This window comes from Butyrivibrio hungatei (assembly GCF_001858005.1).
In the GTDB taxonomy this organism is placed as follows: Bacteria; Bacillota; Clostridia; order Lachnospirales; family Lachnospiraceae; genus Butyrivibrio; species Butyrivibrio hungatei.
Genome location: NZ_CP017831.1, coordinates 2,173,338 through 2,199,240 on the forward strand (window position 1 = coordinate 2,173,338; position 25,903 = coordinate 2,199,240).

Here is a 25,903-nt window from a genome sequence, read left to right on the forward strand (position 1 = left end):
ATCAATTTGTTTTTGGAGATTTAGCTGCCATTCTGAAGGCAATATGTTATTATTCTCGAACATTCTTTACCCTTATAGTGCATTTTCAGCTCTTTTTTCAAGCTCAATTTTCAATATTGAAAGCAAAATAAAAAATCTTTACCCATAATTCAAAATCTATGGGTAAAGATTCTTTAGAAAAGTGCTATATTGCCTTCAAATCGCAAAACACATTCCATTATTTTTTCAAGCTGTCTCAGCCTTCATTCCTGTATAAAGCTGATAATATCTCTGTTTCTTGGCAATGAGCTCGTCGTGAGTGCCCTGCTCTACGATGCGGCCCTGCTCAAGAACAATGATACAATCGCTGTTGCGTACTGTTGAGAGGCGGTGGGCAATGACAAAGGTTGTTCTGCCCTTCATGAGCTTGTCCATACCATCCTGAACAATCTTCTCAGTACGTGTATCAATTGAGGATGTAGCCTCATCAAGGATCAGTACTGGTGGATCAGCGATGGCTGCTCTTGCAATAGCAAGGAGCTGTCTCTGTCCCTGTGAAAGGTTTGCTCCATCTCCTGTGAGCATTGTGTCGTATCCATCAGGAAGACGCTTGATAAAGCTGTGTGCATTTGCAAGCTTTGCTGCTGCAATTACTTCTTCATCTGTGGCATCAAGCTTACCGTATCTGATATTCTCTTTTACCGTACCAGTAAAGAGATGTGTATCCTGAAGTACTATACCAAGTGAGCGGCGAAGATCTGCCTTCTTGATCTTATTGATATTGATGTTATCGTATCTGATCTTACCATCCTGAATATCATAGAATCTGTTGATAAGATTAGTAATGGTAGTCTTGCCTGCACCTGTAGAACCTACAAAAGCGATTTTCTGACCAGGCTTTGCATGAAGCACGATATCATGAAGTACCATCTTTTCATCTGTATATCCAAAGTCTACGCCGTTAAATGTGACATCACCTTCCATTGGCTGATAGGTTGTAGTATCTGTTGCCTTATGGTAATGCTTCCAAGCCCAGTGTCCTGTATGATGGTCTGCTTCTACTATCTGGCCATCTTTTTCCTCTGCATCTACTAAGAGCACATAGCCTTCATCTGTCTCAGGCTTCTCGTCAAGGAGTCTAAAGATTCTCTCTGCACCAGCAAGAGCCATGATGATAGAGTTGAACTGCATGCTGACCTGGTTGATAGGCATACTGAAGTTCTTATTAAATGTAAGGAAACTTGCAAGAGCTCCGACTGTTAAGCCTTTTTCTATATCATGAACCTGGTTTACTTCCCTATTAAGCTCATGATTAAGTATCAGGAAGGTCGCAAGTGCGCCAACTGATATCCCAAGAGCTGAACTGTCAAAGATAGCAATGGCGCCGCCGATCATAGCGCATAATACATAGCTGGTATTACCGAGCTGAGCATTGATAGGTCCAAGGGCTCCTGAAAATCCATTAGCTTTAAATGCGCTCTCGTAGAGCTGCTGATTAAGTTCATCGAACCTTTCGATAGCTTCCTGCTCGTGGTTAAATACCTTGATGACCTTCTGTCCAGACATCATCTCTTCGATATAACCATTGAGGGATCCAAGGTTCTTTTGCTGTGCTACGAAGTTCTTACCAGAAGCTGATGTAGCCTTGGCTGAGCAAAAGAGCATAACTGCTACCATGATAAGAATTACGATAGTAAGCGGAATACTAAGAATAAACATTGAGATCAGCACGCTGACTATGGTAATTGCACTGCTTAAAAGCTGAGGAATACTCTGGCTGATCATCTGCCTCAAGGTATCGATATCGTTGGTATAAACTGACATTATGTCGCCGTGGGCGTTTGTATCAAAATACTTGATAGGAAGGCTCTCCATGTGTTCAAAGAGCTCTTCACGAAGCCTTCTCAAGGTACCCTGGTTAATATACACCATGACCTTAGCCTGTACATATGCGGCAATTACGCCAAGCGCATAGAAACACGCAACTCTTTTGATTGCTCCAAAGAGTGGTCCAAAATCTTTGCTGCCGCTATCGATCATTGGCTGAATGTATGAATCAATAAGCTCTCTAGTAAAAAGAGTTCCCTGCACACTTGAAAATACTGAAACAATAATGCATACAAGAATAGTTATCATATGAATGGGATAAAACTTAAACACATATCCCATTATTCTTTTGAAAAGCGCACCAGGATTATTGATCTTTGGTCTTGGCATGCCGCGACCTGGTCTTGCACCTGGTCCTTTGATCTGTTTATTATCTGCCATATTCTTCACCTCATCCTACTGAATCAAAGTCTGCGTCGCCACTTACACCTGTCTGTGACTCATAAACTTCTCTGTAAATATCATTAGTCTTAAGGAGTTCATCATGAGATCCAAATCCATTGACCTGACCATCATCCATGACGATTATCCTGTCACAACCCTGAACTGAACTGATTCTCTGAGCAATGATAAGCTTTGTGGTTCCAGGAATTTCCTCTGCAAAGGCCTTTCTGATCTTGGCATCTGTTGCTGTATCTACAGCACTTGTAGAATCATCAAGGATCAGGATCTTTGGCTTTTTCAAAAGAGCTCTGGCAATACAAAGTCTCTGTCTCTGTCCACCAGATACATTTGCTCCGCCCTGCTCTATTTCTGTGGTATATCCAAGAGGCATCCTATCAATGAATTCATCAGCACATGCCATCTGGCAGGCTTTCTTGCACTCTTCCTCAGTAGCATCCTTGTTGCCCCATCTGAGATTATCAAGGATAGTTCCGGAGAAAAGAACATTCTTTTGAAGAACAACTGAAACCTGATCTCTCAAAGTCTCAAGATCATAGTCTCTAACATCGATCCCACCAACCTTTACGCTTCCTTCTGTGACATCATAAAGTCTGCTGATGAGGTTCACCAGAGATGACTTGGCAGAACCAGTACCACCAATGATACCTATGGTCTCGCCAGCATGTATATCAAGATTTATGTCTTTTAACACAGGTTCCTCAGAAGTCTTGTTATAAGCAAAGCTTACATGATCAAAAGAAATGCTTCCGTCTGGAACCTTTGTGATAGCATCTTCCTTATTGGTAATATCTGCCTTTTCCTCAATGACTTCTGCAATACGCTTAGCACTGGCAGATGCCATCGTGATCATTACAAAGATCATACCCAGCATCATAAGATTCATAAGGATCGTCATGCAATAAGTAAGAAGTCCCATGAGATTACCGGTTGTAAGTGTATTCTGAACTATCATCTTGGCACCAAGATAACTGATAAGAAGAATACAGATATAAATTGTTCCTGACATTATAGGACTGATATATACAAGGTTCATTTCTGCCTTCACAAACATGTTGTAAATATTTAAAGCAGCTTTTTTGAACTTGTCATTCTCATAATCTTCACGAACGTAGGCCTTAACTACTCTGATGGCTGATACGTTCTCCTGAACGCTCTCATTGAGGGCATCATATTTCTCAAATACCTGCTTGAAGAACTTGGTAGCCTTGTTCATGATATACATCATAAACATAAAAAGAATAATAACTGCCACAAGGTATATAGAAGCAAGCCTTGCATTGATGATAAACGCTGCGATCATGGCAATTATAAGTGAAGATGGTGCTCTCATAGCCATTCTCAGGATCATCATGTATGCATTCTGAATATTCGTAACATCAGTTGTAAGTCTTGTTACAAGACCTGATGTTGAAAATTTATCTATATTTGAAAATGAGAAAGTCTGAATGTTATCAAACATAGCCTTTCTTAAATTTCTTGCTAATCCCGTAGAAGCCTTGGAACCAAAATATGCTCCACCAAGTCCTGCTAAAAGACCTAAGATAGCAATTCCAAGCATCAAAAGGCCGTTCTGTACAATAACAGCCATATCTCCTTTATTGATACCAAGATCCACTATTCTGGCCATAAGGATAGGAATTATCATTTCGCAGATAACCTCTCCTACCATGCACAGTGGAGTCAATATCGAAGGAAGCTTAAATTCCTTTAATTCTTTTAGTATTGTTTTAACCATAAAACGCTCAACTCCTGTTTATTTATTTAAAGCATCCATATTATCAATGACTTTATCTAGTAGCTCACGAAGTTTTTTTACTTCATCTTCTGTCATACCATTTACAAGATAAGAATCCGTGTTTTTCCTTCTTTCCTTACTCATTGCGATATAGTCAGCCCCCTTCTTGGTAAGGGTGATATTGCGGTATTTCCTGTTGTCAGGATCCACCACGACTTTGATCATTTCCTTTTCTTCAAGTCTTTTTATAAGACCAATTGTCGTAGGATGCTTGATATGAAGAGCCTCAGAAATATCCTTCTGAGTTACCCTTTTTTCTGTATTTTCTTCAAGATAGGTCACAACCATAAGCTGTGAGAATGTCATGTCATCTTCTTTTAGCTGCCTGTTAAAAAGAGCTACGAAGGATTCATGAATAAGCCTGAATTTAAAGCCAACAGGCTCATGATCTCTATCTCTGAAAAAATGCTTGTTATCTTCTGTACACATTTGCCAGCCTCACCTTCTTTCTCTGCCTTAGCAATCAAAAGATATAAAAAACATGTAGCAAGCTACCTATAAATGATAAGTAGCTTGCTACATGTTGTCAATAAGAAAATTAAATTTTTTACAATCTTTTTACAAAATGCTGGTTAAAATCCTAAAAGCCCTGATTTCACATGGCTTTCTTCATGGAACTTACATATTCTCCAATGTATTTTGGAGCGTCTTTGCCATGCTTTTCAAGTATCTTGATGATGGCTGATCCCACAATAGCTCCGTCTGAAATTGAAGACATTTTGGCAGCCTGCTCAGGAGTTGATATACCAAATCCAATAGCGCATGGAACATCTGTATTCTCACGGATCACTTTTACTATACTGGAAAGATCAGTCGTGATCTCTGATCTTGTTCCTGTTACACCAAGACTAGAAACGAGGTAAATAAAGCCCTTTGCCTCTTTTGCTATCATTGCGATCCTACCTGCTGATGTAGGTGCAATGAGAGAAATGAGGTCTACTCCGTACTCATCACAGATTCCGTCAAACTCTTCTTTTTCCTCAAAAGGAAGGTCCGGTAAGATTATGCCATCAATACCTGCTTCTTTGCAGTTTGTCATAAAACGCTCGGCGCCATATGAAAACACCACGTTTGCATATGTCATAAATACTAATGGAATAGTAACTTCTTTTCTCAGTTCTTTTACCATATCAAAGACCTTGTCAGTGGTAACACCGCCCTTGAGGGCACGTAGATTTGCTCCCTGAATGACAGGACCCTCTGCAGTTGGATCAGAAAAAGGAATACCAAGCTCCACAAGGTCTGCACCATTATCAGCTGCTGCCTTGACTGCCTTTACTGTAGTCTCAAGGTCAGGATCTCCACAAGTTATAAAAGCAACAAATGCCTTACCGTTTTCAAAAGCCTTAGAAATATTACTCATTGATATCCTCCCCTCTGTAACGCGCTATTGCAGCGCAGTCCTTATCTCCTCTTCCGGAAACAGTCACTACTATTATCTTGTCTTTGCCCATGGTCTTAGCCATCTTCATAGCATATGCAATTGCATGAGATGATTCGATCGCAGGGATAATTCCCTCTGTTCTGGATAAGTATTCAAAAGCATCTACTGCTTCATCATCAGTTACAGGCACGTACTCTGCTCTTCCGATATCATGAAGAAAAGCATGTTCCGGTCCTACTCCCGGATAATCAAGGCCTGCAGAAATTGAATAAACAGGTGCTATCTGTCCATATTCATCCTGACAGAAATATGACTTCATACCGTGGAAGATACCGATCTTACCAGTGTTAACTGTAGCTGCTGTCTCAAAGGTATCGATTCCTCTTCCTGCTGCCTCGCATCCAATAAGCTTAACATCTTTGTCATCAATGAAATGATAGAAGGTCCCGATTGCATTTGAGCCACCTCCAACACAGGCAAGTACTGCATCTGGAAGTCTTCCTTCCTTTTCAAGTATCTGCTCTTTGATCTCCTTGGAGATAACAGCCTGAAAATCTCTAACTATAGTAGGGAAAGGATGTGGTCCCATTACTGAGCCAAGGCAGTAATGAGTATCATCAATCCTTGAAGTCCACTCTCTCATAGCCTCAGAAACGGCATCCTTAAGTGTTGCTGTTCCGCTTGTTACAGGAACTACCTCTGCTCCAAGGAGTTTCATCTTGTAAACGTTAAGCGCCTGTCTCTTGGTGTCCTCTTCTCCCATAAAGACTACGCACTCCATACCCATAAGAGCTGCTGCCGTGGCTGTTGCAACGCCGTGCTGTCCTGCTCCTGTCTCGGCAATGAGTCTAGTCTTGCCCATTTTCTTTGCAAGAAGCGCCTGTCCAAGTACGTTATTTATCTTGTGAGCTCCTGTGTGATTAAGGTCTTCTCTTTTAAGATAGATCTTGGCACCACCAAGATCCCTGGTCATCTTCTCCGCATAGTAAAGGCGTGAAGGTCTTCCTGCATACTCATTAAGCAAAAACTCAAGTTCCATGTTGAAGTCTGGATCATTTTTGTAATGATCATAAGCTTTCTCAAGTTCAATAACTGCATTCATCAGTGTCTCAGGTATATACTGTCCACCATGAACACCAAATCTTCCTTTAGCATTAGTCATAATCTTCACTCCTCATTATTTCATTGTCTCGTTACAAATCTCAGTATTCCGGTCCCTGGCTTGCGATCTGCGCATCTATAAGTCTTACGTTTGCCACAAAGCTCCCCATCTTGGAAGCATCCTTGTGACCATCTGTCTCGATTCCTGAGCTAACATCTACTGCAAAGGGCTTTACTCCTGCAATGGCGTCTTTTACATTCTCTGGCGTCAGACCTCCTGCCAAAAAGAATGGTCTTGTCATACCTTCTAAAAGATCCCAATTAAAGCCTTCTCCCTCACCCATTCCTGCATCAAGTAAGATATGATCTGCAGGACTTAAGTTTGCTTCGTCGATATCCTCCTGAGCTTTGACTATAAAAGCCTTCATAATAGGCTTATCTGTCATTTCTCTAAGATGAGAGATATATTTATCATTTTCACTTCCGTGGAGCTGAGCTATATCGATGATACCTTCATTCAAAAGCTCAGCCACAAAATCAATATCTGCATCTACAAACACTCCCACTGTCTGAATATCCGTTGATAGTTCTGACCGGAGCCTCATGGCAGTGTCCTTTCCTACGTAGCGACTGCTTTTTTTCCAAAAAACAAATCCCACATAGTCTGGCTTAAAAATGTTTGCTGCGGCCACATCTCCTGATGTAGACAAGCCGCAAAGTTTAATCTTTGTCATAACTTAAATCTTAATTCCTTTTAATTCCTTTAATTTTTGCTCCTTGTCCCTGGCTCTCATAAGGGTCTCTCCAACCAGCACTGCGTTTACTCCAGCTTCTCTAAGACTCTGAACATCAGATGCATCTTTGATACCACTCTCCGAAACATAGATCACATTCTCAGGGATAAGACTTCTTAATTTTTTGCTATTGTCAGTATCCACAGAAAAGTCCTTGAGGTTTCTGTTGTTGACACCTATTATCCTTGCTCCGCTCTCTAAGGCCATTTGAACCTCTTTTTCATCATGAGCTTCTACAAGGGCTGATAAGCCAAGTCCATCGCAGATACTTATATATCTTTTTATCTCCTCTTTTGTCAATATGGAACAGATCAAAAGAACTGCCGATGCCCCGAGAATACTGGCTTCGTAGATCATATACTCATCTACCACAAAGTCTTTTCTAAGGCAGGGGATATTAACAAGAGAAGCTATCTCAGAGAGGTACTCGTCTTTTCCAAGAAACCACTTTGGTTCTGTAAGAACCGAGATAGCATCCGCACCAGCCTTCTCATAATCAAGAGCTATATCAAGCCACGGGAAGTCTTCTGCGATAACCCCCTTTGATGGAGAAGCTTTCTTGCACTCGCAGATAAAAGAAATATCATCTCCTTTTAGGGCTTCTTCAAATGGAAAGCCCTTTTGGGGAAACATTGCAGCTTCGAATCTAAGGGCGTCGATGCTCTTTATCTCTTTGTTCCTTTGAACTCTTATCCTTGCATGATCTGCTATTTCATCAAGAATCGTCATACTGCCATCTCCCCTTGTATGCCGCGGTTACTTACTTCGATGACTTTATTTAAAGTCTCAAGAGCCTTGCCTGAATCAATGAGCTCAGCTGCAAGCTTAACACCATCTGCAAAAGTATCAGCCTTGCCGCCGATATAAAGAGATGCACCTGCATTAAGGAGAACTGCCTCTCTCTTTGGTCCTTTTTCGCCCTTAAGGATTGAAAGAGTGATCTGAGCGTTCTCCTCTGGAGTTCCACCCTTGAGCTCGTCTTTTGAACATGTCTTAAAGCCGAAGTCCTCAGGAGTGATCTCGTAGGTTTTGTACCATCCGTCTCTGATCTCACAAATAGTAGTCGGGCAACTCATTGAGATCTCATCAAGCTTGTCTTGACCATATACAACCATGCCTCTCTGGACCCCAAGGTTTACGAGAACCTGCGCAAGAGGTTCAACAAGATAACCGTCATATACTCCCAGAAGTTGCATCTTTGGCGAACCAGGATTTGTAAGTGGTCCCAGGATATTGAACACTGTTCTAAATCCAAGCTCTCTTCTGATAGCTCCAACATACTTCATTGAAGTGTGGTACTTCTGAGCAAAGAAGAAGCACATTCCAGCCTCTTTTAAAAGTTCGATACACTTTTCAGGCTCCTGGTCAATGTTAACTCCAAGAGCTTCAAGGCAATCAGCTGTTCCGCATTTGGATGAAGCTGCTCTGTTTCCGTGCTTGGCAACCTTCATACCACCTGCTGCGGCAACAAGAGCAGATGTTGTTGAGATATTGAAGCTTCCTGCGTTATCTCCGCCTGTTCCTACGATCTCAAAAATATCCATCCCTGTATCTACCTTGGTTGCATGATCTCTCATAGCTGCAGCACAGCCGGCAATCTCTTCAGTAGTCTCTGCTCTCGCGCTCTTAGTAGAAAGAGCTGACAAAAACGCAGCGTTCTGAGTAGGAGTTGTCTCCCCGCTCATGATCTCATTCATTACTGTGTAGGCCTCATCATATGTAAGGTCTTCTTTGTTTACGATTTTTACGATTGCTTCCTTGATCATTTTCTTTCCCTCCTGTCTTCCTTCGCTTCACTGGGATTCTCACTAAGCTCGAAAATACCTCGCTAAGTGTTCACCCATGGCTCGCACTAGGCTCGAAAAAACCTCACCAAGTGCTCTGCACAAAAAAAGTCCTCGACAGATATTGTCTCTGTCAAGGACGAATGAGTTTTAAACTTAATCCGCGGTGCCACCTTGAATTCACGTAGTACGTGCGCTTTACAGGATACCAACATATCCCTGGCTACTAACGAGAGCCCATCGTCGTGAAATACTAAGCTTGTGATAATGTGCTGTTCCTCACGCCCTCCGCGGTCCATTTGATAGTTTGTTTCACATCTGGTTCTCAGCATCCCAGACTCTCTGTGGTGGCATTGCTACCGTTATCTCCGCTTCATCGGTTTAAACTATTAACTTGCTAGATTGAATTCTACGCCTCCACTAAAATATTGTCAATAAAAAAATATTTTTTCACTTCAAGTTTCCATAGGCCATATGATAAAATTTAGATAGTAAAAAAACTATATCTTATATGGGAAAAAAGGGGATTTTTTTATGGCAACAAATGTCAAAGAGTGGAAACTCGGTGATCCTATGATCAACGAGAACGACTACTGGCAGGATCCTGATTATGTGGCAGAGGATCCTGAAAAAGAAAAGCTGGTCCTTAAGTTGGCAACTATGATAACGGACCGCTACGTCAAAAAACTTACTGGTAAGATCAACAACAGAGATCCTGAATACTGGATGCTTGATATGATCCTTACCAAAGAGCAGGTCAAATTCTTGATAAACTTCAAGAAGACCCGCGTTCCTTATTCTATTCCAGAACTTGCACAAATGAATAACATGTCCGAAGAAGAGACCACCAAGATGGTTGAGCGTCTTCGCTGGATCGGTATTATCGAGCAGAACAGAGCAAAGACCTCCGATAAGCACCTTCAATATGAGCTTCCTATCTTCGTTCCAGGTTCAGCAGAGTTTATGATGATGCAGGAAAAACTAACTGATGAATTTCCTCAGCTTGCTACTTTCTTTAACCTCATGACTCAGCTGCCACTTGCAGGTATCACTCAGATGGTTCCTCCTGGAGGCGCTGGTATCGGAATGCACGTTATTCCAGTAGAAAAAGCTATCGAACTGGAAAATCAGTCTGTTCCTGTGGAGCATCTCTCCAGATGGATCGACATGTATGATAAATTCGGTATCTCAGAATGTTCTTGCCGTAAACAGCAGGCAATGCGCGGTGAAGGAAGCGGTGAGATCCGCGGTGAGTACTGTATCGGTATGGGTGATATGGCTGAATACATGGATGATCGCGGAATCGGTCACTATGTATCCAAAGAAGAAGTCTATGAAATATTAAAAAGAGCTGAGCGTCACGGCTACGTTCACCAGATCACAAATATTGACGGCGAAGGCAAGATCGTTGCCATCTGTAACTGTGCTCCTGGCGTATGTAATGCCCTCCGCACATCACAGCTTTATAACACTCCTAATCTCTCTGCATCAGCATATCGCGCTCATGTAGAAAAAGATAAGTGCGTTGCCTGTGGTAAATGTGTTGAGGTCTGTCCTGTTGGCGCAGCTAAGCTTGGTCAGAAGCTCTGTAAAAAAGATGGAAGCGAAGTTAAATATCCTAAGACTCAGCTTCCTGACAACAAAAAGTGGGGACCTGATAAATGGAACTACAACTACAGAGATGACGCCAAGATCAACTGCTATGAGACAGGTACTGCCCCATGTAAGACAGCCTGCCCTGTACATCTTTCAATTCAGGGTTACATCAAGATGGCTGCAGAAGGCAGATATGAAGATGCATTAAAGCTCATAAAACAGGATAATCCGTTCCCAATGATCTGCGGCGCAGTATGTAACAGGCGTTGTGAAGATGCCTGCACAAGAGGAACTATCGACGAGCCTCTTGCTATCGATGAGATCAAGAAATTCATCGCATCTTTGGATCTTAAGAAGGATGAAAGATATATTCCTCTTTGTGAAAAGCACGACGGTGGTTTTTGGAGCGATGACTACAAGGTAGCTGTCATTGGCGGAGGTCCAGCAGGCCTTTCTGCTGCTTTCTTCCTTAGAGAGAACGGCTATCCTGTAACTGTTTTTGAAAAAGAAAGAAGACCTGGCGGAATGCTGATGAATGGTATTCCAAGCTATCGTCTTGAAAAAGATATAATCGAAGCTGAGATTGAAGTCATCAGGCAGATGGGTGTAGAGATCAAATGCGGCGTGGAAGTTGGAAAAGACCTTACTATCGAGCAGCTCAGAAGTGAAGGCTACAAGGCTTTCTTCGTAGCTATCGGTATGCAGGGTGGACGCCTTGCTGGTGTCCCTGGCGAAGATGCTGCCGGCGTTCAGACAGGTGTAGACTTCCTTCGTACTATCAATCAGGATCACTCAGTAAAACTGTATGGCGGCACTGTTGTAGTAGGCGGCGGTAACGTTGCTATCGACGTAGCTAGAACTGCAGTTAGAGCAGGCGCTTCCAAGGTCACAATGCTGTGTCTTGAAAGTGAAAAAGAAATGCCTGCTGCCAAAGATGAAGTCGAAGAAGCCCTTGAAGAAGGCATTGAAGTAAAGAATGGCTGGGGACCAAAGGAAGTCGTTACAGAAAATGGTCACGTAAAAAGCGTTATCTTTAAGAGATGCACAAGCGTATTTGACAGTGAGCACAGATTTGCTCCAGTTTATGACGAAAACGATACTATAGAGATCCCTTGTGAGAATCTCCTTCTCTCAATCGGTCAGTCAGTTCAGTGGGGAGACCTGTTAAAAGGAACAAAAGTTGAACTTAATAGAAACGGCACTGCCAAAGCTGATCCTCTAACAAGACAGACCGCAGAGCCTGATATCTTTGTAGGCGGCGATGTATTTACCGGTGCAAAATTTGCAATCGACGCCATCGCTGGTGGCCGAGAAGGCTTCGTTTCTATCAACCGCTTCGTGCACAAAGGAAACAGACTAGATCTCGCCAGAGACAGACGTGAATTTATTGAGCTTGATAAGGATGACATCCAGGTTGAGAGCTTTGATAATGCCAAGAGACAGATTCCTGGCAAAAAAGCCGGTATTGCCAAAGATACCTTTGAAGACCTTAGACTTACCCTTACAGAAGAACAGGTTAAGGCAGAAGCTTCAAGATGTCTTGGCTGCGGTGCTACAACTGTTGATGAAAACAGATGTATCGGATGTGGTCTTTGCACCACCAAGTGCGAATTTGACGCCATCCACTTATCTCGTGACATTCCAAAAGCAAGCACCATGTACAGATCTGAAGATAAGCTAAAAGCAGTTGGTCCTTATGCTGCAAAACGTGCCGGAAAGATACTTATCAACAAGATTACTGGCGGCAAAAAATAATACTTTTTAAGATACTAAAAAGGCTTGATCCCTTAATAATCAGGATCAAGCCTTTATCTTTTAAAATTGATCACTTATTCATAAATGTTCTTACATTGATTCCATTAACTTCGATGTGATCATCAACTTCAATCACAAGGCACTGTCTGCCATCGATGATTTTGGATTCAACAAGGTCTGTTCTGTCAGGCTTAACCTTGATCACAACATCAGGAGTCTCGATGTCGAACTTCTTGGTATTGGCAATGTTACTGGCAAGAAGAGGGAAATCCTCATCTCCTGCGCATTTTGTATAGTTCTCATCAAAGTAGCCAAGTCTTTCTTCTGATACACCACTATCCTGAAGGAGCTGCTTAACGTCATTTTTGTTAAGCTCAAGTGGCTCTGAATCACCCTCGTGATTTTCGATCATCTCATTAAGATTATCATGAATATTTCTCATGATATCGTAGTCAGCATCCTCACCAATAGTATTCTGAACTACAGCATCAAAGAGATCTCTTTGCTCTGGAGCAGAGATAGGTGCTCTTCCACCAAACATAGCCTCCACAAACTCAGGCTGAAGATCATCAGGCTTCTTGGTAAAGTAGAGCATGTTGTGGATATCTGTATCTCTTTCTATAAATGCCGGGAAAAGAAATCCCTTAGTAGGTCCATCTACTACCCAGTCACGATATCTGTCTTCAATGACATTCTTGCTTTCATTGTAACCAAGACCTGCCTTGGAGAGCTTAACAGGGCAGATGCTGCAAAGGATATAGTCGTATATCTTATCTGAAGCATCTTCCATCTCAATACCATCACTGGTAACGCCAGGGATATCATAAACAGCGTGAACCAGGATAATATAGTAGTTCTCGCCATTTACATAATTGGCTATGATCTTGTCATAGCACTCATCCACAAGCTCATCATCTTCAAGCTTGGAATTACGCAAGGTCAAAAGAAAGTCCTGAGTTCCTCCTGGCTGTTCCTGTTCAAGAGGAAACTCAAGACTGATCAGATTCTTGCCAAATGTTCCGGCTAAAGTATGCTGGAATATATCCAGATATTTGTACATCTCCTCATCAGGGAGCTGTCCGAAAGCCTTTCTGAATGTTAGTTTCTTGTTCTTTTCATGATCCACGTAGCAACCACATATGTGATCGATAGTGCATCTGTCTTGTGTAAACTGTTTCTTGATCTCTAATGTTTCTGCCTTATTCATAATCTAGTATTATTTTCCTTTTTCAATAAATTTTTGGCACATGTCCTCAGCAAACTGCACTGGATAGAGCTGTACCATTACGGAATCAATAAGATCTCCTATTGTCATCCTAAATGCTATTTTAACAAATTTATCGTAAGTAGTATCAAACATTTTTTCAAAAACTTTAATACTCTCAACATCAATCTGATTAACTATAGGCGTACTGATATCTGTAGCTATTCCAAGCATTGAAGAAAGAGATGTGGCACTTGTTCCCATCATCTGATTCATGGCTTCAGAAGCAGCAGAAAGATGAAGCTCTGTGATCTCTCCTGCAGTGTTTGTTCCATCTCCGCCCATCATCAGATCTGTCATAACCTTTACATCATGTTCCTTGAGCACAAGCACGTTATTGCCCTCAAGTCCTTTTACATAATGTATCTGTACGAAAATGCATGTCTTTTCATAATCATCGAGAGCTTCACTTCTCTTGATGATCTTGACATTAGGAGTTGTTATATCAACCTTACGATTAACCATCATGCTAAGGGTGGTCGCGGAATTACCCATACTGATGTTAGCTATTTCACCAAGGATATCAATCTGATCATTTGTTAAGATAATCTCTTCCAAGTTACGCACCTCCACCAAATTTAATGATAAACCATACATATATTTTAATTTATTATAGTTTACATTGTAAAGATGATTTACGTTATTACCGCAAGGTTTATTCTTTTTTAAGAATATTATGATGTCATTTATCGTCATACCTAGTATAATAAAAGAGAGCATTTTTGAACACTTATGAATTTCTATGATTATTATTCTTTTTGCATTTTGATTATTTTTGATTTTTTGTGATTGCCTTTGATTAAGTTTGATGTTATTATCAAATTATCAAAAAAATTATATAAGAGGCAAGTATGCTTACAAAAGAACGACGTGATCTGATAGTTTCATATATTAATGAAAATAATGCAGTTACTGTTGCGCAGCTTATGGAGCAATTTGATGCTTCCGCTGCCACTATCCGCAGGGATCTTTCAGTCCTCCACGATGAAAAGCGAATTCTTAAGGTTTTTGGCGGCGCAACTTCTTTAAGTTCTACTGATGTCAACACTATTGAGCCCACAGTATCAGCCAAGGCTTCACTTAATATTGCTGAGAAAGAAGCAATCAGCAAATATGCTGCTTCTCTCATAAACGATGACGACTTTGTATATATTGACTCTGGTACAACAACTTTGGAGATGATCAAATTCATTGACAATGCCAAGGCTAAATACATTACTAACGGTATCGTTCATGCCAAGAAGCTTCTTGAAAAGAACTTAAGCACAATGATAATTGGTGGCAGATGTAAGTTTGCTACAGAGGCCATAATTGGTCCTGATTGTATTGAGGGCATCAGCAAGTATCATTTCACCAAAGCTTTTATGGGAACTAACGGCATCTCTTTAACCGCAGGCTTTACTACTCCTGATGTAGACGAGGCCCTTGTTAAAGCAGAAGCCGTTAAGCATGCTTACATCTCTTATATTCTTGCAGACCACAGCAAATTCGGACTGGTAAGTTCCGTTACTTTTGCTGATATTACCAAATGTTGCATCATAACTGACAAAGAACCCAAGGCTAGTTATAGCAGCAAGACAATAATAAAGGTCGTATAAAAAGGAGGAAAGCAATGATTTACACCGTTACCTTTAATCCTGCAATTGATTATGTGGTACGAATGAGCGATGAGCTGCTCCCAGGAATGACCAACCGCTCCGATTCCGAAGAATGCTACTTTGGTGGCAAAGGAATAAATGTTTCTACTATCTTAAAAAATCTTGGACTTGATAATACAGCCCTTGGATTTGTTGCAGGCTTTACAGGCGATGCCATTGAGAAAAGCGTAAATGAAAGAGGCATCAAAGCTGATTTCATCAAGTTAAAAAATGGCATTTCAAGAATCAATGTCAAGATCAAAGGCCAGGCAGAAACTGAGATAAACGCTCAGGGTCCTATGATTCCAGAAGAGGATCAGAAAAAGCTCTTTGACAAGTTAAACACATTAAAAGATGGCGACATCCTTATCCTCGCTGGAAGTATTCCTAATTCTCTTCCAAGCGATGTATATGAAAAGATCATCGCCCTTGTAAATGACAGAAAGATCGAGGTTGTTGTGGATGCTACAAAGGATCTTTTGAAAAACGTCCTTAAATATCATCCATTTTTAATAAAACCAAACAATCATGAACTTGGTGAGATGTTTGGAACCGTCTTAAAGACAGACGAAGAGATTGAGGCTCATGCCAAGAAGCTTCAGGAACTTGGTGCCAGAAACGTCCTCATCTCAATGGCTGGGGACGGCGCAATGCTCATTACTGAAGCCGGCGAAAAATACAGAGTAGGTGTACCAAAGGGGAAGGTTAAAAACTCCGTAGGCGCAGGCGATTCAATGGTTGCCGGATTTGTAGCCGGATACCTCAAGACAGGTAGCTACGAAGAGGCACTCAAGATGGGTACTGCCGCAGGAAGCGCAACAGCTTTCTCAGACGACCTGGCAACAGGTGAAGCAATCAACGAACTGTACAATAACCTATAAGGTAAAGGAGGGTCTATGAAAATCACAGATTTACTTAAAAAAGAAGGCATTAGCCTTAACTGCAACGCAAATGATCAGATTTCAGCTATTGATGCTCTCGTAGAGCTTCACTCAAAGGTAGGCAATCTTTCAGATGCAAAAGAATTCAAAAACGCTATCCTTGAACGTGAAGGAAAGGGTTCAACAGCTATAGGAATGGGAATTGCAGTTCCTCATGCCAAGTCAGCTTCAGTTGCTAAGGCTGGTCTTACTGCTATCACTATTCCTGGTGGTATTGATTACAAGTCACTTGATGGCAACCCAAGTAATCTCTTCTTCATGATCGCAGCTCCTGATACAGCAGCTGACACACATCTTGAAGTTTTATCAAAACTCATGACTCTTCTTATGGATGCTACTTTTGCCAAGAAGCTTGTAGAAGCTAAGACAGCAGATGAATTCCTTAAGATCATCGATGACAAAGAAGCAGAAAAAGATAAAGAAAACGAAGCAAAGAATGCTACTTCTGCTCCAGCAAAGACAAGTTCAGCTAAAAAGCTTGTTGGTGTTACTGCCTGCCCTACAGGTATCGCACACACATTTATGGCTGCTGAAGCTCTTGAGCTTAAGGCAAAAGAACTTGGTATAGATATCAAGGTTGAAAAAGATGGATCAGGCGGAGCAAAGGATGTTCTGACAGCTTCTGAAATTGCAGAGGCCGATGCAGTTATCGTAGCTTGCGACAAAAATATCGAAATGGGCAGATTTGATGGAAAGCCTGTTATCATAACTTCTACAAAAGAAGCTATACACACTCCAGAAAAGCTCCTTGAAAAAGCTGCATCTGGTAATGTATCAATCTATCATCATACAGGCACAGTAACAAAGCGTGATGAAAGTACCGGAAACGAAAGTCTTGGAAGAAAGTTCTACAAGCACCTTATGAACGGTGTTTCACATATGCTTCCATTCGTAATCGGTGGTGGTATCATGATTGCTCTTGCATTCCTTATTGATACTATCTGCGGATACGGTGCAGATGGTGGTTATAACTTTGGTAACATGCTTCCACTTTCATCCTTCCTTAAATATGTAGGTGGCCTTGCAATGGGCCTTATGGTTCCTGTCCTTGCAGGATATATCGCTGAGTCAATCGCAGACAGACCTGGTCTCGCAGTTGGTTTCACAGGTGGTCTCCTTGCAGCCAATGGTAATGCTGCCCTTTTTGCAAATGACAAGCCAGCCTTCCCATGGGTTACAAGATTCTTTGGTGAGGGTGCTCCTCTCGATGGTTTCAACCATTTCATCGGATCATTTGCTTTCACAAATGAAGGTGCAACTGTTTCCGGATTCCTTGGAGGTATTGCAGCTGGTTTCCTTGCTGGTGCTATCGTACTCCTGCTCAAGAAACTTACAGCTAATTTCCCAAAGAGCTTAGAAGGAATCAAGCCTACACTCATTTATCCATTATGCGGTGTATTTATCATGGGTGTAGCAATGTGCTTTATCCTTAACCCAATTATCGGACTTATCAACACAGGTCTTTCAATCATGCTTACAGCCCTTAGTAATGCTGGTCTTCTTGCTCTTCTTGGTCTTCTCCTTGGAGCTATGATGGCTATCGATATGGGCGGCCCTATCAACAAGGCAGCTTACGTATTTGGTACTGGTATGCTGGATACAGCAGCTACTCTTATGGCTGCAGGTGCTCTGGCAACAGATCCTGAGGTACAGGCATGTTATATAGCAATGGCTTCTATCATGGTTGGTGGTATGGTTCCTCCAGTTGGTATCGCTATTGCATGTAAGTTGTTCCCTAACAAATTCACAAAGTCAGAACGTGATTCTTGGCTTTCAAATATCGTAATGGGAAGTTCATTCATCACAGAAGGTGCTATTCCATTTGCTGCTGCAGATCCACTTCACGTAATACCATGTACCCTCGTAGGTGCTGGTGTTGCCGGTCTTCTCTCAGCAATCTTCAAATGCACACTTATGGCTCCACACGGTGGAATATTCGTATTCGCAACAGTTGGTCATCCACTTCTTTACATCGTGGCTTGGCTTGTTGGTTCCATCATTACAGCAGTTATGCTCGGCTTGATCAAAAAGCCTGCAAATAAATAATTAACATAATCTACCCGAGGGACTTGTTCCCTCGGGCATTGAAAAGAAAGAGGTATTAAAATGGTTTCACAGGTAGTAAAAGTAACAAATGAACAGGGAATGCACATGCGCCCAGCAAGTCTTTTTTCACAGACAGTAACACCATTCACAAGTGACGTTAAGATTGTATTTAACGGAACTTCTTATGATGCAAAAAGCGTTATGATGCTTATGAGCGCTTGCATCAAGTGTGGTGCTGAGATTGAGATCCAGTGTGATGGTCCTGATGAGCAGGAAGCTCTTAAAAAGGCTGTTGAGCTTGTAGAAAGTGGACTTGGAGATTAATTGGAGGTACACATGTTTAAAGGCATTGCTGCTTCACGCGGAATCGGTATCGGAAGCGTATGTGTCATAAAAGAGCACGATCTCAATTATGAGGCAAAAAAGGTTGAAGATACTGCCGCCGAAAAAGATCGCTTTAATAATGCAATTGAAAAGTTCAAAAAAGAAACTTCAGAAATGGCTGAAGATATCAGAAAGAGAATTGGTCCCAAGGAAGCTGAAATCCTTGAGGGCCACCTTGTTATGATATCAGACCCTTCAATGTCCGGTGAGATGGCAAAAATGATTGACTCAGGTCAATGTGCGGAATCAGCTGTAGAAGCTGTATGCGACATGTTCATCAATATGTTTTCCAAGATGGATGATGACATGATGCGTCAAAGAGCCTCTGACATAAGCGATGTTAAGGTAAGTATTCTTAAGATCCTTCTCGGAATCGAGGACGTTAACATCAGTCAGGTTGCGCCTGGTACTGTGCTTGTTGCCAAGGATCTCACTCCTTCTATGACTTCTCAGATCAACAAAGAAAACGTAGTTGGAATCATCACAGAGGTTGGTGGAAAAACTTCCCACTCTGCTATTCTTGCCAGAGCACTGGAAATTCCAGCTGTTCTCTCTGTTCCTGATGCAACAGAGCTCGTAAAAGATAAAGAAACAGCAATCGTGGATGGAACAGAAGGCGTCGTGTTTGTAAATCCAGATGGTGATGTTCTTTCACAGTACATCAGAAAACGCGAAGATTATATACGCAAGCAGTCTGAACTTAAAGGATTCTACGGCAAGGAAACAAAGACCAAGGACGGAACAAGCCTTGAGCTCTTCTGCAATATCGGAACTCCTAAGGATGCCAAGAAAGCCATTGAATGCGATGGTGAAGGTATTGGTCTTTTCCGTTCAGAATTTCTTTTCATGGATAACAATCATATGCCAACTGAGGATGAGCAGTTTGCAGCTTACAAAGAAGTAGCTGAAACAATGGGCGGTAAGCCAGTCATCATCAGAACATTGGATATCGGTGGTGACAAGGATATTCCTTATCTCAACATGAAAAAGGAAGAGAATCCATTCCTTGGATATAGAGCTGTCAGATATTGCCTTGGTAACAAGGACAGTTATATGATACAGCTTCGTGCTATTGTTAGAGCAAGTGCTTTTGGAAAGATCAAGATCATGATCCCTCTTGTGACCTGTGTTGATGAACTTAGGGAAGTCAAAGCTCTTGTAGAAGAGATCAAAAAAGATTTCGATGCTAACAATATCGCCTATGATAAGGACATCGAAGTTGGATGTATGATAGAGACTCCTGCAGCATCTCTTATCGCTGATATTCTGGCGAAAGAGGCCGATTTCTTCTCTATTGGTACAAATGACCTCACACAGTATACAATGAGCGTAGATAGAGGAAATTCTGACGTTGCTTACCTATATTCTACTTTCCAGCCTTCAGTTCTTAGATCAATTAAGAACATAATTGAATGTGGTAATAAAGCAGGAATACCTGTAGGAATGTGCGGAGAGGCAGCTGCGGATCCACTTATGATCCCACTTCTCATCTCCTTTGGTCTTACAGAATTTAGTGTTAACCCTGTTCTTGTTCTTACAGCAAGATGCATAATCTCAAAGTGGAGCAAAGAAGAAGCTGATGAGCTTACAAACAAGATCATGGCTCTTGATAACGAACAGGACATCGTAAAAGCTTTAAAAGAAGCTTCAAAGGACTGATAAATATAGATATTAAAATGACCCCGGTATGATGATCATACCGGGGTCATTTGTTGTATATGAAATTAGTGCATATTCTGAAGTAATTCTATTGCTGTCTTGGGACGTTCCTGAGCTGCGTAGCCGTAGCTATTATATTTATCAAGAAGTCTTGCACGCATTTCTTCAGGATGGTTATATAATTGATCCATTATCCTATCAAAGGCTTGTTTCCACTCGCCCATATGGCCACCTCCATACTAACTCAACTACAGTAGCGGGATTAATATTATCGTTTATTTCCTATTATTTCAACAACAAATTGCACAAAAAACTGTGAAAAAATTGTGTCTTTGAAAGTAAAAATCAAACCTTTGAAGGTATCATGAATTAAATTACTGGATCTTTTTTGCAGTAGCTCTGATAACACCAAATACGCCTACAGCAGTGAAAACATAAAGAAGAACCAGTGATCCGATGAACTGTCCTGTAGCATCACTGTATCTGATAACTTCTGGTGTATAAAGGAATGCTTCAATAAATGAAATGTGTTCATCAGAATATACCTTGAACACTTCTATAGCCCACTCAATTCTCTCTGCAACATATACCATGAGTATCATGATAATAGATGAAATAATAATTCCTTTGTTACTCATATTCTTGGCAAGAAGCTCATATCCCTTAAGTGTTGCAAATCCCATTACAAGTCCTCCTGCAACAGCAACATAGCCAAGCTGACCAATAAGAACGATCACAAGAACACCAACAAGTGAACCAAGAAGTGCACCTACAATACCAAGTCCAACATTCTCGTTTGCCTTACGCTGCTCAATCTGAGTGTTAACTGTTGCTGTAGCTGCCTGAAGACAATCAGGACATGTCTGGTAAATCTTGCCTCCGATATTGTAAGGGGCGATATCCTGTCTTACTGCTCCGCAATACTCACAAACATCTACATAGCCGTACTGCTTGAGCTTCTCTGTAACTGAATTTATAGCATCTACAACGTTCTTGGTCAATGCATTCTTCATAGCGCCCTTAACTGACACTACAAGTCTATTTCCTTCCATTACAGCATTCTTAACTGCATCTGAACCGTCTATAAGCTCCTTTAACACTTCTGGTGTAGGAAGCATTCCATTTGCGCGAACAGAAAAACTAAGCTGATATGTAATAGTGTTGATAGCAAGTGTAACGTGATAACCGTTTGCTACTCCTGTAAGTGACTCTGCCTCTTCGCTATAAAATAATCCCGTTACTTCTGAAAGTTCACGGAAATAAGCTATTGTGTTAGCATCCATCATAATAAATCTCTCCTTTTTACTTCTCTTTTGAAAACTCCTATGGAAGAATATCGTAATACAGTTTTTTAGTCAATACTATATTCTTACAAAAAAGCGCAAAAAAAGGTCCGGTAATTTTCCATTACCGAACCTTAGATATTAAAGCCTATGTATTAGACAATACCCTGAGCCTTCATAGCTTCTGCAACCTTAAGGAAGCCTGCGATGTTAGCACCAGCAACATAGTTGCCTTCGCAACCATACTTCTTGGCAGCATCATCAATGTTGTGATAGATATTAACCATGATCTGCTTGAGCTTAGCGTCAACTTCTTCGAATGTCCATGAAAGTCTCTCACTGTTCTGGCTCATCTCAAGAGCTGATGTAGCAACACCACCTGCGTTAGAAGCCTTACCACATACGAAGAGAACACCATTCTTCTGAAGGTATTCTGTAGCTTCAATTGTTGTAGGCATGTTAGCGCCTTCACATACGGCTGTTACGCCGTTTGCAACAAGCTGCTTAGCGTCATCAATAAGAAGCTCATTCTGTGTAGCACAAGGAAGTGCAACATCACACTTGATTGACCAAACTCCTCTTCCTTCGTGGTACTCAGCTGACTTTCTAGCTGCTGCATATTCTGTAAGACGAGCTCTCTTAACTTCCTTTACTTCCTTAAGAAGTGCTACATCGATTCCTTCTGGATCATAGATCCATCCTGTAGAATCTGAACATGTAACAACCTTAGCACCAAGCTGCTGAGCCTTTTCGATAGCATAGATAGCTACGTTACCAGCACCTGATACAACTACTGTCATGCCCTTCATATCCTTGCCATGGCACTTAAGAAGCTCTTCTGTAAGGTATAAAAGTCCATATCCTGTAGCCTGTGTACGAGCAAGTGAACCACCGTATGTAAGACCCTTACCTGTAAGTACGCCTTCATATACGTCTTTGATTCTCTTGTACTGTCCGTACAAATATCCGATCTCACGTCCACCAACACCGATATCACCAGCAGGAACGTCTGTGTCTGCACCAATGTGTCTGTAAAGCTCTGTCATGAAGCTCTGGCAGAATGCCATTACTTCTCTGTCTGACTTGCCCTTAGGATCGAAGTCAGAACCACCCTTACCACCACCAATAGGAAGGCTTGTAAGTGAGTTCTTGAAGATCTGCTCGAAACCAAGGAACTTAATGATACCAAGGTTTACTGAAGGATGGAAACGAAGTCCTCCCTTGTAAGGTCCGATAGCTGAATTGAACTGTACACGGAAACCATTGTTAACCTGTACCTGTCCCTTGTCATCTACCCAAGGTACTCTGAAAAGAATCTGTCTTTCAGGAGTTACAAGTCTCTCTAAAAGAGCATCCTTACGATACTCTTCTTCATTTGCCTCAATAACAACACGAAGTGACTCAAGCACCTCTTTTACGGCCTGATGGAACTCAGGCTGAGCTGGGTTTTTCTCTACAACGTAGTTGTAGATCTCATCAACGTATGACATTTTTCATTCTCCTTCCTGTGCATAGCACATAGCAAATATATATATTTGCATAATAAACATCTTGATATACAAAAAGAGCGTAGAAAACCAAAGGTCTCCACGCCCCATTGCGCAAACACTGTCTGAAAAGCATTATACACTTTACTATTTTAAAGTGCAAGAGTATTTTTTAAAATTGTTACCACCATCATGCATCAATCAGAATTTTCTTCCGAATCATCATTATTTTCTTCATTATCACCATTATCAGTGTTTTCTTCCTGATTATTCTCTTCAGGAGGAGCCTCCTGTGGCTGTTCACTTTCATTGTTTTCCTCAGGTGCAGGCTGCTGTTCCTGTGGCGCTTCCTCCTTTGGCTTAGTAACCCACCTATAGAAAAATGCATGATGACCTATCATGTAATACTCACTGATTCCATAATAATCTGCCCAGTACTGCGTCATAAAGAATAGATAATCACCTACTCTGGCTCCGCCAAGAACTTCCTGAGCGGCCCTTATACAGGTTGAATTAGGACCATTAGAAATGATCAGTTCAACCTTACCTGAACGATAAGAAGCAAACTGCATATTTTGCGTAATAACACCAATAATGGTATTAGGGAAAGCTGAACTCTTAACTCTGTTCATAATAACAGAGCCAACACCAAGCTTACCTGTATATGACTCTCCGTCAGCCTCTGCCTGTATAGTAGCAGCAAGCCATGTAAGTTCATCTGCAGATGCTGAATATGATCCAGAAGTATCTTCCTTGGTAAGAGCAAGTCTGTCAGCAATCTGTTGAGCGAGAGCAGCATTCGCTGCAGCTGTCTGAGATTCCAATGATTTCATCTTGGCATCTAACTGCTGAAGCTGCTGATCATAGTTTGCAAGCTTATTCTTTTCAGAAGAAAGACTACTATTAGTAGTATTAAGCTGTCCCTTGACCTGATCTGTAAGACCCGCAAGCTCATCGTGCTTTTCATCGAGCGCTTCCTGATATTTATCAAGTTCTGCTTCTTTTTCTTCTACAACTGCCTTCTTGGCCTCGATCTCATCTTGAAGAGCCTGATACTCCCCAATCTTCTTTTGATCGTAATCAACAACAGCATTCAAATATTCAAATACGGTTAGGAATTCCTGGATAGATCCTGACTCCAGGAGAATACGGATAAGCCCCTGAGTACCACCCTTTTCATAGGTGGTCTGGATACGCTTTTTTAAAGCTTCGTATCTCTCCCTCTCTTGTTTTTGGGCTTCCTGAAGTTCATTATTGAGTTTGACAATCTCTGATGAGACTTCAGCCATAGCAGCTTCTGCTTCTGAAATCTCACCATTGAGTGTATTTAATTTGCTATTATATCCATTGATAGTGCTCTGAAGAGCATTACTTTGACTTTGAAGATTAGTAACATTACTCTGAGTCTGCGCCTTCTCACCTTCTAAGGCCTTTATCGCATCCTGAGTTTCTTTGGTCTGTTTCTCAAGATTTGATATTGTTTCCTGAGTCTCTTCTTCCTTTTGCCTCATGGAAGCAATGGTCTCATCAAGTTCGTCAGCGTAGCTGTCAAAAGAAAAAATATTCACAAATAAAAGAGAAAATAATAAAATCCCCGCGATTACTTTTCTTCGCATATTTCAGTAGTCTCTGTTCCTTCCGGTGTATCACTGGTATCTGCTTCTTCAATAACAGCTGGCGCTTCGGAAACTACTGTTTCCTCCTGCACAGGAGCTGCAGATACTATCTCAAGCTCATTTTCTCCAGGGAAAATGATCTTATTGGTCTGTCTAATGAAATCCATCATATTGAGCATCTTAAGTGACTCAGAATGAGGCATTTCAGGACATTCGATCCATTTTTCAGCAATTGCTCTAACACAGGCCTCGACTTCATACTCGTAACCAGTCTTCTGCTTTGGTCTCTTGTAATATGCAATCTTCTTGTGGTCGGAATCATATACTGTGATTCCTTCAAAATTGTTGATATTATCTACAACAATATAACCTTTGCTTCCGTAGATAACTCCGCTTCTATCACTTACTGATAAGGCTGAAGCATTTAAAACAGCCATCTTACCATTTCTATATCTAAGTGTGATGCTGTCATGAAGATCCATCCCTAGGTCATTAAATGAACACATAGATACAATATCTGTTACATCATTTCCAAATACCATGGATGCAAAGTTAAGAACATATACTCCAAGATCAAGTAATGCTCCACCACCAAGCTCTGGCTTGTTGATCCTATCTTTTGCTGAAATATTGTAGCCAAGATTAGCTGTAAGCATTGTAGGTTCGCCGATCACATTGCTGGCTAAAACCTCCATGAGTTTGTTTCTCATTGGCATATATCTGGTCCACATAGCTTCTGTAACCAAAAGATTTTGCTGTTCAGCATAATCAAATACTGCCTTGGCCTGTTTTTCATTTAGCATAAAGGCCTTCTCACACAGAACATGCTTACCAGCAGAAAGAGCCAGCATTACATTCCTGTAATGCTCTGAATGAGGTGTTGCAACATATATAAGATCAATCTTAGGATCACCTACGAGTTCTTCATAAGAGCCGTAAGCTTTCTTGATTCCAAATTTAGAAGCAAATTTGTCAGCACTTTCCTTAGTTCTTGAACCTACTGCATAGCAGGCAACTCCGCGTGTATTCTTGAGGGTAAGGGCCATAACCTCGGCAATCTTACCAGTTCCCATAATTGCTACTCTGAATTTTCCAAACATGAAAGT

Annotated in this window: 21 protein-coding genes; 6 read left to right on the forward strand and 15 right to left on the reverse strand. The window is 41.3% G+C overall.

Features of this window, described 5'->3' with window-relative positions:
* Positions 1 to 225: 225 nt before the first annotated feature.
* The 8 genes from bhn_RS10090 to trpD form a co-directional block, all read right to left on the reverse strand.
* Positions 226 to 2,247 (reverse strand): ABC transporter ATP-binding protein, encoded by a 2,022-nt coding sequence (locus bhn_RS10090; protein ID WP_071176584.1) that lies wholly within the window; start codon positions 2,245 to 2,247, stop codon positions 226 to 228.
* A 10-nt stretch (positions 2,248 to 2,257) separates the two neighbouring features.
* The gene (locus bhn_RS10095; protein WP_071176585.1) at positions 2,258 to 4,006 is read right to left on the reverse strand and encodes an ABC transporter ATP-binding protein; all 1,749 of its coding nucleotides are present in this window, start codon (positions 4,004 to 4,006) and stop codon (positions 2,258 to 2,260) included.
* 18 nt (positions 4,007 to 4,024) lie between these two features.
* Complete coding sequence (locus bhn_RS10100) at positions 4,025 to 4,495, reverse strand: MarR family winged helix-turn-helix transcriptional regulator (RefSeq protein WP_071176586.1); 471 nt, start codon at positions 4,493 to 4,495, stop codon at positions 4,025 to 4,027.
* 166 nt (positions 4,496 to 4,661) lie between these two features.
* Positions 4,662 to 5,429: a tryptophan synthase subunit alpha gene (trpA, locus tag bhn_RS10105; protein WP_071176587.1), complete on the reverse strand. Its 768-nt coding sequence runs from the start codon at positions 5,427 to 5,429 to the stop codon at positions 4,662 to 4,664.
* Positions 5,422 to 6,612, reverse strand: a complete 1,191-nt coding sequence (trpB, locus tag bhn_RS10110; protein WP_071176588.1) for a tryptophan synthase subunit beta — start codon at positions 6,610 to 6,612, stop codon at positions 5,422 to 5,424. Before trpB ends, trpA begins: the two co-directional genes overlap by 8 nt.
* A gap of 40 nt (positions 6,613 to 6,652) precedes the next feature.
* Positions 6,653 to 7,285 carry a phosphoribosylanthranilate isomerase gene (locus bhn_RS10115; protein ID WP_071176589.1) on the reverse strand — a complete coding sequence of 211 codons (633 nt, stop codon included), beginning with the start codon at positions 7,283 to 7,285 and terminating at the stop codon, positions 6,653 to 6,655.
* Between the two features lie 3 nt (positions 7,286 to 7,288).
* A complete protein-coding gene (trpC, locus tag bhn_RS10120; RefSeq protein WP_071176590.1) occupies positions 7,289 to 8,074 on the reverse strand; it encodes an indole-3-glycerol phosphate synthase TrpC in 786 nt (261 codons plus the stop codon).
* Positions 8,071 to 9,111 (reverse strand): anthranilate phosphoribosyltransferase, encoded by a 1,041-nt coding sequence (gene trpD, locus bhn_RS10125; protein ID WP_071176591.1) that lies wholly within the window; start codon positions 9,109 to 9,111, stop codon positions 8,071 to 8,073. The genes trpC and trpD overlap by 4 nt, the downstream gene beginning before the upstream one ends.
* 591 nt (positions 9,112 to 9,702) lie before the next feature.
* Between trpD and bhn_RS10135 the strand changes: the two genes are divergently transcribed.
* Complete coding sequence (locus bhn_RS10135) at positions 9,703 to 12,480, forward strand: FAD-dependent oxidoreductase (RefSeq protein ID WP_071177502.1); 2,778 nt, start codon at positions 9,703 to 9,705, stop codon at positions 12,478 to 12,480.
* A 70-nt stretch (positions 12,481 to 12,550) separates the two neighbouring features.
* Here bhn_RS10135 and bhn_RS10140 read toward each other — a convergent pair whose 3' ends face one another.
* Both bhn_RS10140 and fliY read right to left on the reverse strand, forming a co-directional pair.
* Positions 12,551 to 13,687 (reverse strand): DUF4317 domain-containing protein, encoded by a 1,137-nt coding sequence (locus bhn_RS10140; protein ID WP_071176593.1) that lies wholly within the window; start codon positions 13,685 to 13,687, stop codon positions 12,551 to 12,553.
* A 9-nt stretch (positions 13,688 to 13,696) separates the two neighbouring features.
* Complete coding sequence (gene fliY, locus bhn_RS10145; RefSeq protein ID WP_071176594.1) at positions 13,697 to 14,302, reverse strand: flagellar motor switch phosphatase FliY; 606 nt, start codon at positions 14,300 to 14,302, stop codon at positions 13,697 to 13,699.
* 293 nt (positions 14,303 to 14,595) lie between these two features.
* On the opposite strand from fliY, the gene bhn_RS10150 reads away from it, so the two are divergent.
* Genes bhn_RS10150 through ptsP form a run of 5 tightly spaced genes read left to right on the forward strand, consistent with a single transcriptional unit; the run spans position 14,596 to position 20,411 of the window.
* Positions 14,596 to 15,342, forward strand: coding sequence for a DeoR/GlpR family DNA-binding transcription regulator (locus tag bhn_RS10150; RefSeq protein ID WP_071176595.1), 747 nt, complete (start codon positions 14,596 to 14,598; stop codon positions 15,340 to 15,342).
* Positions 15,343 to 15,356: 14 nt separating this feature from the next.
* Positions 15,357 to 16,262 (forward strand): 1-phosphofructokinase, encoded by a 906-nt coding sequence (gene pfkB / locus bhn_RS10155; RefSeq protein WP_071176596.1) that lies wholly within the window; start codon positions 15,357 to 15,359, stop codon positions 16,260 to 16,262.
* Between the two features lie 15 nt (positions 16,263 to 16,277).
* Complete coding sequence (locus tag bhn_RS10160; protein ID WP_071176597.1) at positions 16,278 to 18,368, forward strand: PTS fructose transporter subunit IIABC; 2,091 nt, start codon at positions 16,278 to 16,280, stop codon at positions 18,366 to 18,368.
* Positions 18,369 to 18,428: 60 nt separating this feature from the next.
* Positions 18,429 to 18,692 (forward strand): HPr family phosphocarrier protein, encoded by a 264-nt coding sequence (locus bhn_RS10165; RefSeq protein WP_071176598.1) that lies wholly within the window; start codon positions 18,429 to 18,431, stop codon positions 18,690 to 18,692.
* Positions 18,693 to 18,704: 12 nt separating this feature from the next.
* Positions 18,705 to 20,411 (forward strand): phosphoenolpyruvate--protein phosphotransferase, encoded by a 1,707-nt coding sequence (gene ptsP, locus bhn_RS10170; RefSeq protein WP_071176599.1) that lies wholly within the window; start codon positions 18,705 to 18,707, stop codon positions 20,409 to 20,411.
* Between the two features lie 65 nt (positions 20,412 to 20,476).
* Here ptsP and bhn_RS15720 read toward each other — a convergent pair whose 3' ends face one another.
* The 5 genes from bhn_RS15720 to bhn_RS10190 all read right to left on the reverse strand — a co-directional run bounded on the left by bhn_RS15720 (position 20,477) and on the right by bhn_RS10190 (position 25,897).
* The gene (locus tag bhn_RS15720) at positions 20,477 to 20,635 is read right to left on the reverse strand and encodes a hypothetical protein (RefSeq protein ID WP_161487320.1); all 159 of its coding nucleotides are present in this window, start codon (positions 20,633 to 20,635) and stop codon (positions 20,477 to 20,479) included.
* A gap of 150 nt (positions 20,636 to 20,785) precedes the next feature.
* Positions 20,786 to 21,697, reverse strand: coding sequence for a hypothetical protein (locus bhn_RS10175; RefSeq protein ID WP_071176600.1), 912 nt, complete (start codon positions 21,695 to 21,697; stop codon positions 20,786 to 20,788).
* 152 nt (positions 21,698 to 21,849) lie between these two features.
* Positions 21,850 to 23,184, reverse strand: a complete 1,335-nt coding sequence (gene gdhA / locus bhn_RS10180) for an NADP-specific glutamate dehydrogenase (protein WP_071176601.1) — start codon at positions 23,182 to 23,184, stop codon at positions 21,850 to 21,852.
* A gap of 194 nt (positions 23,185 to 23,378) precedes the next feature.
* Positions 23,379 to 24,749: a cell wall hydrolase gene (locus bhn_RS10185; protein ID WP_161487321.1), complete on the reverse strand. Its 1,371-nt coding sequence runs from the start codon at positions 24,747 to 24,749 to the stop codon at positions 23,379 to 23,381.
* Positions 24,750 to 24,781: 32 nt separating this feature from the next.
* Entirely contained in the window at positions 24,782 to 25,897 is a 1,116-nt protein-coding gene (locus bhn_RS10190; protein WP_071176603.1) for a Gfo/Idh/MocA family protein, read from the reverse strand.
* Positions 25,898 to 25,903 lie beyond the last annotated feature (6 nt).

What these genes read in the sequence shown, in the direction of transcription:
- bhn_RS10090 (WP_071176584.1), bottom strand. Translation starts at nt 2,247, where the DNA reads ATGGCAGATAATAAACAGATCAAAGGACCAGGTGCAAGACCAGGTCGC.
- pfkB (WP_071176596.1), top strand. Translation starts at nt 15,357, where the DNA reads ATGATTTACACCGTTACCTTTAATCCTGCAATTGATTATGTGGTACGA.
- bhn_RS10160 (WP_071176597.1), top strand. Translation starts at nt 16,278, where the DNA reads ATGAAAATCACAGATTTACTTAAAAAAGAAGGCATTAGCCTTAACTGC.
- bhn_RS10135 (WP_071177502.1), top strand. Translation starts at nt 9,703, where the DNA reads ATGATCAACGAGAACGACTACTGGCAGGATCCTGATTATGTGGCAGAG.
- bhn_RS10190 (WP_071176603.1), bottom strand. Translation starts at nt 25,897, where the DNA reads ATGTTTGGAAAATTCAGAGTAGCAATTATGGGAACTGGTAAGATTGCC.
- gdhA (WP_071176601.1), bottom strand. Translation starts at nt 23,184, where the DNA reads ATGTCATACGTTGATGAGATCTACAACTACGTTGTAGAGAAAAACCCA.
- trpA (WP_071176587.1), bottom strand. Translation starts at nt 5,429, where the DNA reads ATGAGTAATATTTCTAAGGCTTTTGAAAACGGTAAGGCATTTGTTGCT.
- trpB (WP_071176588.1), bottom strand. Translation starts at nt 6,612, where the DNA reads ATGACTAATGCTAAAGGAAGATTTGGTGTTCATGGTGGACAGTATATA.
- trpC (WP_071176590.1), bottom strand. Translation starts at nt 8,074, where the DNA reads ATGACGATTCTTGATGAAATAGCAGATCATGCAAGGATAAGAGTTCAA.
- ptsP (WP_071176599.1), top strand. Translation starts at nt 18,705, where the DNA reads ATGTTTAAAGGCATTGCTGCTTCACGCGGAATCGGTATCGGAAGCGTA.
- bhn_RS10095 (WP_071176585.1), bottom strand. Translation starts at nt 4,006, where the DNA reads ATGGTTAAAACAATACTAAAAGAATTAAAGGAATTTAAGCTTCCTTCG.
- bhn_RS15720 (WP_161487320.1), bottom strand. Translation starts at nt 20,635, where the DNA reads ATGGGCGAGTGGAAACAAGCCTTTGATAGGATAATGGATCAATTATAT.
- bhn_RS10150 (WP_071176595.1), top strand. Translation starts at nt 14,596, where the DNA reads ATGCTTACAAAAGAACGACGTGATCTGATAGTTTCATATATTAATGAA.
- bhn_RS10175 (WP_071176600.1), bottom strand. Translation starts at nt 21,697, where the DNA reads ATGATGGATGCTAACACAATAGCTTATTTCCGTGAACTTTCAGAAGTA.
- bhn_RS10115 (WP_071176589.1), bottom strand. Translation starts at nt 7,285, where the DNA reads ATGACAAAGATTAAACTTTGCGGCTTGTCTACATCAGGAGATGTGGCC.
- bhn_RS10165 (WP_071176598.1), top strand. Translation starts at nt 18,429, where the DNA reads ATGGTTTCACAGGTAGTAAAAGTAACAAATGAACAGGGAATGCACATG.
- bhn_RS10100 (WP_071176586.1), bottom strand. Translation starts at nt 4,495, where the DNA reads ATGTGTACAGAAGATAACAAGCATTTTTTCAGAGATAGAGATCATGAG.
- bhn_RS10140 (WP_071176593.1), bottom strand. Translation starts at nt 13,687, where the DNA reads ATGAATAAGGCAGAAACATTAGAGATCAAGAAACAGTTTACACAAGAC.
- trpD (WP_071176591.1), bottom strand. Translation starts at nt 9,111, where the DNA reads ATGATCAAGGAAGCAATCGTAAAAATCGTAAACAAAGAAGACCTTACA.